Annotated in this window: 8 protein-coding genes; 5 read left to right on the top strand and 3 right to left on the bottom strand. The window is 34.8% G+C overall.

The window, feature by feature from the left end; translation table 11 throughout:
- Positions 1-186: 186 nt before the first annotated feature.
- Both RHOW815_RS04935 and rpmB read right to left on the bottom strand, forming a co-directional pair.
- Positions 187-1,221: a phospholipase D-like domain-containing protein gene (locus tag RHOW815_RS04935; RefSeq protein WP_215217227.1), complete on the bottom strand. Its 1,035-nt coding sequence runs from the start codon at positions 1,219-1,221 to the stop codon at positions 187-189.
- Positions 1,208-1,483 carry a 50S ribosomal protein L28 gene (gene rpmB / locus RHOW815_RS04930; RefSeq protein WP_215217226.1) on the bottom strand — a complete coding sequence of 92 codons (276 nt, stop codon included), beginning with the start codon at positions 1,481-1,483 and terminating at the stop codon, positions 1,208-1,210. Before rpmB ends, RHOW815_RS04935 begins: the two co-directional genes overlap by 14 nt.
- 111 nt (positions 1,484-1,594) lie before the next feature.
- Between rpmB and sthA the strand changes: the two genes are divergently transcribed.
- From sthA to RHOW815_RS04915, 3 genes are all read left to right on the top strand, one after another.
- Positions 1,595-3,010, top strand: coding sequence for a Si-specific NAD(P)(+) transhydrogenase (gene sthA, locus RHOW815_RS04925; protein ID WP_215217225.1), 1,416 nt, complete (start codon positions 1,595-1,597; stop codon positions 3,008-3,010).
- Positions 3,011-3,016: 6 nt separating this feature from the next.
- A complete protein-coding gene (locus RHOW815_RS04920; protein WP_215217224.1) occupies positions 3,017-3,478 on the top strand; it encodes a hypothetical protein in 462 nt (153 codons plus the stop codon).
- Positions 3,479-3,570: 92 nt separating this feature from the next.
- Positions 3,571-4,782: an MFS transporter gene (locus tag RHOW815_RS04915; RefSeq protein ID WP_215217223.1), complete on the top strand. Its 1,212-nt coding sequence runs from the start codon at positions 3,571-3,573 to the stop codon at positions 4,780-4,782.
- Here RHOW815_RS04915 and RHOW815_RS04910 read toward each other — a convergent pair.
- On the bottom strand, positions 4,754-7,363 hold the full coding sequence (locus tag RHOW815_RS04910) for an ATP-dependent Clp protease ATP-binding subunit (RefSeq protein ID WP_215217222.1): 2,610 nt from the start codon (positions 7,361-7,363) through the stop codon (positions 4,754-4,756). The genes RHOW815_RS04915 and RHOW815_RS04910 overlap by 29 nt on opposite strands.
- A gap of 145 nt (positions 7,364-7,508) precedes the next feature.
- Here RHOW815_RS04910 and RHOW815_RS04905 point away from each other — a divergent pair, with 145 nt between their 5' ends.
- The gene (locus RHOW815_RS04905; protein WP_215217221.1) at positions 7,509-8,786 is read left to right on the top strand and encodes a hypothetical protein; all 1,278 of its coding nucleotides are present in this window, start codon (positions 7,509-7,511) and stop codon (positions 8,784-8,786) included.
- A 239-nt stretch (positions 8,787-9,025) separates the two neighbouring features.
- Positions 9,026-9,148 (top strand): hypothetical protein, encoded by a 123-nt coding sequence (locus tag RHOW815_RS08855; RefSeq protein ID WP_256439916.1) that lies wholly within the window; start codon positions 9,026-9,028, stop codon positions 9,146-9,148.
- The last annotated feature ends 210 nt before the right edge of the window (positions 9,149-9,358 follow it).

The raw sequence follows: 9,358 nt of genomic DNA, 5'->3' as shown, positions 1-9,358 counted from the left end.
TTCATTTAATCCTTGCTTGCTCATGTCATCTGTCTTTAGTTAAAAAATAAAAAGATCTGGTATCATAGCGAAAATTTATATTCAATTCAAGATAGGTTCATGACAGTTAGAAAAGATGTATAACTATAGATAATTGCGACATATCGTGTATTTGCGTCAAAAGGAAGAGAGCTGCATTAAACTTACCTAATTTTCGATAAGTTTAGACTCTACTTTTATCATTTTGCAAAGTTTTTTTAAAAACTTCTTGAGTTTAGGATCTTTTAAATAAAGGACTAATAAAAGGTCTGCGTTCTTGCTAAAAGCTGCTTTTGTCCAGTTAGCAGACCCTGTGATCAGAATTTCTCGATCTATTACACAAAGTTTATGGTGTAGTAGATGTGCACCTTGACTAGCACAAATAGCAAGTCCCTGAGCTTTTAGCTGGTCTAATGCTTTTTTACTAGCTCCTTTGGCGCTATAGCCATCTAAGACAATGTTTAGATCTACATTGCGATTTTTTGCAGAGATCAGAGCATCGCAAATAAGTGGATGGGTTAGAGTAAATGATGCTATGTCGATTGTTTTTTTTGCTTGGTTGATTAGTTGCAATATATGAGCAAGCGCTTCTTTCCCTGCTGTTGGTAATAAAAAGGCTTCAGCTTGCTGTTGATTTATTTCAAAGGAATAATAGGAGCTGGCAGGATTTTGAAGAAAACTAGCAAGAGGTGGGTGATATAAACCAATTACAAGATTAGAATGGTAAAGAAGAGAAGAGGGAGTGAAATTAGCAGAGCCTAGAAAAACCAGTTCTTTATCCAAAATCAGGATCTTCCTATGCATCAATCCTTTTGTCTTTACTGGGAAGGAAGAGCAACTTTTAAGTTTTTTATTTAGTTTGGGAGATGCTGAAGAATCGTAGTAAACTTCAACAGGGGTATGTAATCCTTTCTGCTTGAGTATGTGAATGATGCTGACATCTGTTAGCCCATAGATACTTAAATAAACATGTGATTTAGCCTCTTTAATCGATCGATAAAATACAGCTTTAATATCATCTCTTGTTTGATTAGAATAAAAAATCAGAGGATTTTCTATAGAGGGAAAAGTGGTAGTAGTAGCGGTAAATACAAGCCAAATGAAAAATAGAGAAAGGCTACCTATCAGGAGGGAGAGGGAAACTCTAAAAAAGATAAAACCTGATAGGTTACGCAGAATAAAAAAACTTTTAAACCTTTTCACCTTTTTTGCGAAGCTCACGAACAATAGATTGCAAGCCATTTTTATTAATTGTACGTAGAGCGCTTACCGATAGGGTTAAACTAATAAAACGATTTTCTTCTGCAAGCCATAAACGTTTTTTAATTAAATTTGGTTGAAAACGGCGTTTTTTAATTCCTGTAATCTTTAAGCCAATCCCCTTTTTTTTCTTTGGAATTCCACGAATTGCATAGGATTTTCCTCGAACAGGACATTTACCAGTGACTTGACATCTTTTAGACATCTTTCCTTTACTCCTGTGATTCTTATAAAAGAAAAGATCTTAGCAACTTAAAACTTATTGAACAAGAATATTTCAGATTGTTAGGGTAAATTTAACTTTTAGGAGAAAAATGTGAAAGAAATATATGCGGAGCTTGTGGTTATTGGATCTGGTCCTGCTGGACAAAAAGCAGCCATTCAAGCCTCAAAAATGGGTAAAAAAGTTGTTGTTATTGAAAAAGATTCCGTATTGGGAGGTGCATCTTTAAACTCTGGCACAATTCCATCTAAATCTTTAAGAGAAGCTATTATAGACCTTACAGACTTTTATAAAAGAAGTTTTTATGGGAAAAATTGCCCGTTAAAAGAGGTTTCCATTAATGACTTAAATTATCGACTTACGTTTGTTTTAGAAGAACAAAGAAAGATTTTAGTAAAGCAATTTGAAAAAAATCATATTCAAGTAATTCATGGGACCGCCTGCTTTAAGGATATTCATCACGTCAATGTATGTAATTTAGATAAAAAGATTTTATATAGAGTAGAAGGACAATATTTTTTGATAGCAACCGGTTCTAGACCACGTAATCCCAACTCTGTTCCTTTTGATGATCAAAAAATTTTAGATTCCACCAGATTGCTTTCTATTGACCATTTGCCAAAAACGCTTCTTGTATTGGGAGGAGGGATTATTGGTTCTGAGTATGCTAGTTTTTTTGCTGCTTTAGGAACAAAAGTGACGGTTATCGATAAAAAAGCTCATCTCTTACCTCTCTTAGACTCGGAAATTGGTTTGCATCTACAAAAATCTTTAAATGCAATTGGTCTTAAAATGTTGGGAAATAAAGAATTAGATACGATTGAAAAGAAAGATGATTTTGTAAAAGTCACTTTTAAAGATAAAACGCATGTGCAAGCAGAGGTGTTATTATATGCCTTGGGAAGAAGTGCGAATGTAGAACATTTGCATATTGAAAATCTGGGAATTTCTATCGATAAATTTGGCTATATTCCTGTTAATGCTCTTTTTCAAGTTAAAAGATCTGATCACACAACGCTGCGCAATATTTATGCTGTAGGGGACGTTATTGGAGGACCAGCTCTTGCTTCTACTAGCATGGAGCAAGGTAGATTAGCAGCTCGAAATGCTTTTGGCGCAAAAACTCATCATTTTCCTGATTTCTACCCAATTGGTATTTATACAATTCCAGAAATTTCTTCATGTGGTTATACTGAAAATCAGCTTAAAGAACTTGATTTTAGATATGAGATTGGTAGAGCTTACTATTACGAAATTGCTAAAAATCAGATCATAGGAAATGATCTAGGTATATTTAAAATTTTATTTCATGCAGATACATTAGAAATTTTAGGAATTCACATTATAGGTCGAGCTGCCACAGAGTTGATTCATATCGGGCAAGTAGCAATGAGCTTTAACGCAAAGATTGATTATTTTATCGATCAAGTGTTTAATTATCCGACTTATGCGGAAGGTTATCGCATTGCAGCTTTAAACGGTTTTAATAAGCTCAAGCACAAACAGTAGGATATCATGGCAATTTACGATATTTCTGAAGTCACAAAAGTAGAATCTACAGAAGAGCCCTCCTCTAGCAAGGAATTCTTTGAAAATCTAGAAGAATCTGTAGATAAGCCGCTTAAGCAAAAAGATCGCCTCTTTTCAGCAATTTTAGCGCGATTGTTTTTTGTTCTTTTATTTTTAGGTGATTGTCTTTGGATTATTTATGCACTTTTATTATTTACTGTATCAGGAGTTGGCATGTTCCTTAGTTTAGGTAAGGTTAAAGGCTTTTCTAAGCTTAATGCAGCAGCTCGGCTTACTATAAAAAGAGCTTTGGTCTGTGGGATCTCTTTGTTTATTGCCTTATTTAATCCTGCATTTGGGATTATGATTGCTTGTACATATTTTTTAATGTATGACAAATCAGGAATCGAAGAAGTGATACCTTCTTCTCTGCGCTCACAATTTAGCGATTTTTTTCAAAAAAAATAAGTGATAATTTCTAATTGGTATTTCCTAGAGAGAAACGCAAGAGCTATGGTAAAATAGGCTCAAATTTTTTTTACGAAAGGGCTATTTTACCCATGACAAAAGGCTGTCCTCAAACGCGTTTAGCCATGCTGTGGACAAATCTTGCTAGTGAACCTCTTGTATCATTGTATACTCTGTTGCCATTCATCTTGCGTAAAGAATATGTGGCAAATGTATTCCAACTTTCTATTTTTCTTACCCTGCGTCCTGTTTTATCCCTTTTTTCTTTTTGTTGGAGCGCTTATTTTAAAAAAGGAAGAGCTCACTTAATAGCTAATTTAGTAGGTGCTTTCCTTTTAACCTATTTACCCTTTGTTTTTTTGCCTTGGATAGAAAATTTTTCTTTTTTTCTATTTGCCGCAGCTTCTTATCAATTATTCAGTAGAGCTGCTATTCCTTCCTTAATGGAAATCATTAAATGTAATATTCCTAAAAAACCAAGAGAGGATGCTTTTTCTCTCTATTATCTATTCGGTTTTATAGAATCAGGTATTTTAGGGCTTTTATTTGCCTACCTTCTGCGCTCTCATATTATGGACTGGAAGACTCTATTTTCTTGCACCTCGCTCATTGGACTAAGCAGCATTTTATTTTTTAGAAGAATTCCTTTGATAGAGGAAAAGGAAATTGAACAACCCAATTCTATGAAGCCTTGGAAAGAAAGTTTTTACTTATTGCATAAACATAAAAATTTTCGCTATCTACAATGGATTTTTATGTTTGGAGGTAGCGCCTTAATGCTAATGGGACCTGCATTTTCTAGCTTTTATGTAGATACCTTATCTTTATCTTATACAAATATGGCAACAGCCCGCTTTATTTTTATGGCGTTAGGTGTAGCAGGATCTACTTTTTTATGGAAAAGGGGATTGAGAGTGTGCGACATTCTTAAACTCAGCTTGTGGGTTCTGATTGGAATGGGAATTTTCCCTATTATGCTCCTTTTTGCTCAAATACACATTGCTTTTCTCTATTTAGGTTTTATGTTGTATGGGGTGGCTCAAGCAGGAAGTCATTTGATTTGGAATCTCTCTGGTACAATTTTTGCAGGAGAACATGATAGTTCTCCTTTTACAAGGGTCAATATTTTACTAATTGGGATAAGAGGGATTGTTATGCCTTTACTAGGGGGACTCTTATGTCAGCTTTTTAGCAGTGTATTTGTGCTCATTTTAGGAGGAGGCCTTTGTTTAATGGGCCTCCTATTTGTTGCAAAAATTGCAAAAATTAAAGTGACTACTTTAACTCATTTGCAAGATTTTTAAGCGCGATGAGCCCTTTTCTATCCACGATTAATGTAATTTTAGAATGACTGGTAATTTTTTCTTCTAAAATTGCATTAGAAAGCAGATTGACCACTTCTTTTTGAATTAAGCGTTTCAAAGGACGTGCTCCATAAATAGGGTCATAGCCTGTTTTTGCAAGTAGTGCTTTTACCTCATTTGTGTAATCCAGCTCCACTTCTTTTTCTGCTAAGCGCTCTTTTACTTTTTGAAGTTGAAGCTCTACAATTTGTTCCAGATCTTTTTCTTGCAGAGGTAAAAAAGGGAGTATTTCATCCAAGCGATTAAGAAACTCTGGGCGAAAATGTGCCTTTAAAATGGGCTCTAATATTTGAAGGAGCTCTTCTTTGGGAGGTTGTTTTGTTTGTATTTGAAGATATGTGTTTAATATCTCTGATCCTAAGTTAGAAGTCATAATAAATAACGCATTCTTACAATTCACTTTTCTGCCTTTGCTATCTGTAATGTGGCCTTCATCAAAAACTTGTAATAATATGTTAAAGATCTCTGTATGTGCTTTTTCGATTTCATCAAATAAAACCACAGCATAGGGACGACGACGTAGTTTTTCGGTTAACTGCCCTCCTTCTTCATAACCGATATAGCCAGGAGGGGATCCAATTAATTTCGCTGTTGATTGCTTTTCCATGTATTCAGACATATCAAAGCGCAATAGTGCATCTTTTTGATCAAAGAGAATTTCTGCAAGCGCTTTAGCGAGTTCTGTTTTACCCACTCCTGTTGGTCCCATAAATAAAAAAGCACCAATGGGCCTTTCAGGATCGTTTAAACCAGATCTGGATCGACGAATGGCTTCACCAATTGCTTTTATTGCAAAAGATTGTCCTATAACTTTTTCATTGAGCAAGGTTTCTAGATGCAAAAGGCGCATCTTTTCTTCTCCTAACATTTTCTGTACAGGAACACCCGTCCATTTGGCTACGATTTCTGCAATTAAAGGAGCATCTACCTCCTCTTGCAAAAGTCGATGTGGAAGTTCTTTCAAGCTCGATTGAGCCTGGTCTAGTTCTTGTGTCATTTGTGGAATCAGACTATATTTTAGCTCTGCAGCTTTATTGTAATCGAATTTGCGCTCTGCTTCTTGTTCTTGAAAACGAAGATTCTCTAAAGCATTTTTCTTTTGTTTTACTTGCTCGATAAATTGTTTTTCTAAGTTCCATTCATTAGTCAGAAGAGAGAGCTCTTCTTTAATTTGTGCAATGAGCTCTTGGAGTTTTTTTTCCTCTGCTTGCGCAAAAGGAGAGTTTTCTCGTTTTAATCCTTCTTGCTTTACGATGAGAGAAGAGAGCTCTCTTTCCTTAATGTCTATTGGTAAGGGACGAGAGCTGATTTGCATGCGGATCACACTGGCTGCTTCATCGATTAGGTCGATAGCTTTATCGGGTAAATAGCGATCAGAGATATAACGAGCGGATAAAAACACAGCTGCATGTAGAGCTTCTTCTGTGATTCTAACCCCATGGTGAATTTCATAACGCTCACGCAATCCTCTTAAAATGGCGATAGCATCTTCTAATGAAGGTTGTTGAACAAGAATAGGCTGAAAACGTCTTTCTAAGGCAGAATCTTTTTCGATATATTTTTTATATTCACTAAGCGTTGTAGCCCCAATACAATGCAATGTTCCTCTTGCTAGAGCGGGCTTTAATAGATTGGCTGCATCCATCGCTCCTTCTATAGCACCTGCTCCAATCAGCGTATGCATTTCATCAATAAACAGAACAATTTGCCCTTCAGCCTCCTCCACTTTCTTTAAAATGCTTTTTAAGCGCTCTTCAAATTCTCCGCGAAATTTAGTGCCTGCAATTAAGCTGCCCATATCTAAGGCAAAAAGTTCTCTGTTTTTTAAAGCATCTGGAACATCTCCTTGAACAATCCGTAGAGCTAACCCTTCTGCTATAGCGGTTTTCCCAACACCTGGCTCTCCAATCAATAACGGGTTGTTTTTAGTACGCCTACTAAGAACTTGCATAGTGCGCCTGATTTCTTCATCTCTGCCAATTACAGGATCTAATTTTCCTTCTTTAGCTAATTGAGTAAGATTTTTACAGTATTTTTCTAGTGCATTATATTGATCTTCTGATGTAGGAGAATCACTATGCATATTACCCCTTAAACCTTTGAGATGGTTTTCTAATTGTTCTAATGATAGCTTGGATGACTTTTTCCAACTAGCAAAAGGTTCTTGGGCAGATTGCCAAAAAGCATAAAAAAAGTGTTCGCTGCTTAGGTAAGAATCCCCCCATTTATCAGCGAGTTCTTGAGCTCTTTTAAGTATTTTTTGTAATGAGGGGGAAAGGGAAGGTTCCGTGCCTGTTTTAGTAAACTTAGGAAGATTGCTTAACACGTCTTTCAGCTGGCCAAGAAGCATTTTCGGGTTTAATTTCAAAGAAAGGGCAATAGAGTGAAAAAGACCCTCTATATTTTCAAAAAAAGAATATAATAAATGATTTTCGGTAATCTCTGTATCTAAATACTTTTGAGCATAACGAAGAGCTGCTTCAAAAGCTTGTTGGACTTTTTCTGTAAATTGGTTAGGCATTTCTCATAATCCTTGAATTTAAAAAGTTTTGGCTAATTTAAAGAAGTAAACCATTTTCAGTCTAATTATTTTTTTTAAAATAATATGTTAAGATCATTAGGTTTTTATTATTAAAAAATGAGAATTATATGTTATAATAAGTATTATGTTTACTAACTTTAATAGAACTAAGGCTGCTTTAGTCGCAGGGATAAATCAAGGTGGTTGTCAAGCTCTAAGAGCTTGTAAGACAACGGCTAAGGTTTCTGGTCTGTGTTTAAAAAAGGCAATAAAAGCTCCTTTTTTAGTAAAGAACCTCTTTATAAAAAGATCGATTGTAAACGATTTTCCACCTCTTACGCAACAAGAAGTTATAGTAGAACCCCTTAAAGGTCCTAATCCTTTGATGGAGGATATCTCTCAAATTCTTAAAGAGACAGTCATTTTTTACAAACAATTGAATAGTAAATCTGGTGATTTAGCAGAAAGAACGATAGATCAAACAAGCCGTTTTTTGGAAAAAACAATCAATCAAAAACCCTCTATAGAAACCCTTCCTTCTTTAGATCGAATAGATTTTGGAAAATTAATAGACTCTTCATTACAATTTACAAAACAGTTCTTTCCTAAAGAATTTTTACATCTTACTAACAGAAATAAGAGAGAAAAAGAAATTACAGAAAACCTAGAATCTCTATTGGCATGTTTACAACATTTTGAGATTCCTTATTTTAAGCTATCTAAAACTTTTACTCTATCAGATTTAGAAAGTATGACAAAGCAGTTAAAACTTATCGATAAGGGCATGCGGGGGTTTATAGTAAGAGAAATAGATTTGTCAGAAGATGAATGTTGTATGTTAGCAAATGCGCTTGAGTCTATAAGTGACCTGCAAAGTCTTTTAGAAGCGTATCAGAAAGATATAAATAAACCTATAGACGAAGAAGATAGAATCCTTGTTAAAGAGACAATCGAAAACAATCTTTTAGTGACTAAAGTAGTGTCTCCTACAGTCATAGCATTAGGATCGTTAGTCACCCCTTTGATAACCATTGATGGTATGTCTTATGTAATGAGTTCATTAAAAAATGTAATAGGCCTTTTTCAAGAAAGTGCGCCTTTAATGCCTGTTTTGCAAAATGCAACAATAGCAACAGCTTCTTATGTTTTAGCGGTTAATTGTGCTGAAGAAGAGCAAGAAGGATATGCACTGTATATGGTAAAAACCTTGCTTAACCAAGTTGCTATAGGTACTTTTGCTTATATAGGAGCTCGTATGTGTGGAAGCAAAATAAGAGTAAAAGAATTTGTAGAAAAAAGAATTTCTAGCGTGTTAGCGTATAAAATATGCTCCAATGGTCTAGAGCATTTAGGAACCTCTTTTTGGCCAAATAGAGCTGTTTCTGTATTTGTAAGCGGCTTGATAAATTGTATGCTTCATTAACTTCTGTGTGTAAATGCTTTTGAGCATAACGAAGAGCTGCTTCAAAAGCTTATTAGACCTTTTCTGTAAATTGGTTAGGTATTCCGATTATCCTTAACTTAGAATTTCTGACTAGCTTAAAGAAACAAACCAGTTTTTGTTAAATTGTTTTTAAATTAATTGGTCCTTTCAACCTCGAAGTGCACAAAAAAGAACATATAAATACTTGAAAAAACATCTATTGTGCACCCGAGCATAGCATGTTTGTAGATAATCTCCTAAACACTTCTAGTGGAGTTTCGAAGTTGAGAGCCTTTCTAGGTCTGTTATTTAGTATAAGTTTCCACCTTTTCAATATCCTTGGAAGTAGTATACTAGTTTGATTTCAAATTAAGAATTGTATAACTAGGTTTTTTTGAAAAAACTGCTCTATCTTGCAAGAAGATGTTATCTTTTGTATAAAAATTTTTATATATTCAAGCTCTTAATTTGAATGTAAACGAGTATATAGTAGTGCCGATTCAAACGGCTAGCTTAATGGGGTTCAAGTCAACGAATTGAAACTTGTCGTTAATCCTATATTTTTCTATACG

It is taken from the genome of Candidatus Rhabdochlamydia sp. W815, assembly GCF_018642185.1.
In the GTDB taxonomy this organism is placed as follows: Bacteria; Chlamydiota; Chlamydiia; order Chlamydiales; family Rhabdochlamydiaceae; genus Rhabdochlamydia; species Rhabdochlamydia oedothoracis.
Note: the sequence above shows the minus strand (reverse complement) of the source record. Positions and strands in the feature narration are given on the sequence as shown.

What these genes read in the sequence shown, in the direction of transcription:
- rpmB (WP_215217226.1), bottom strand. Translation starts at nt 1,483, where the DNA reads ATGTCTAAAAGATGTCAAGTCACTGGTAAATGTCCTGTTCGAGGAAAA.
- RHOW815_RS04920 (WP_215217224.1), top strand. Translation starts at nt 3,017, where the DNA reads ATGGCAATTTACGATATTTCTGAAGTCACAAAAGTAGAATCTACAGAA.
- RHOW815_RS04915 (WP_215217223.1), top strand. Translation starts at nt 3,571, where the DNA reads ATGACAAAAGGCTGTCCTCAAACGCGTTTAGCCATGCTGTGGACAAAT.
- RHOW815_RS04910 (WP_215217222.1), bottom strand. Translation starts at nt 7,363, where the DNA reads ATGCCTAACCAATTTACAGAAAAAGTCCAACAAGCTTTTGAAGCAGCT.
- RHOW815_RS04905 (WP_215217221.1), top strand. Translation starts at nt 7,509, where the DNA reads ATGTTTACTAACTTTAATAGAACTAAGGCTGCTTTAGTCGCAGGGATA.
- RHOW815_RS08855 (WP_256439916.1), top strand. Translation starts at nt 9,026, where the DNA reads ATGTTTGTAGATAATCTCCTAAACACTTCTAGTGGAGTTTCGAAGTTG.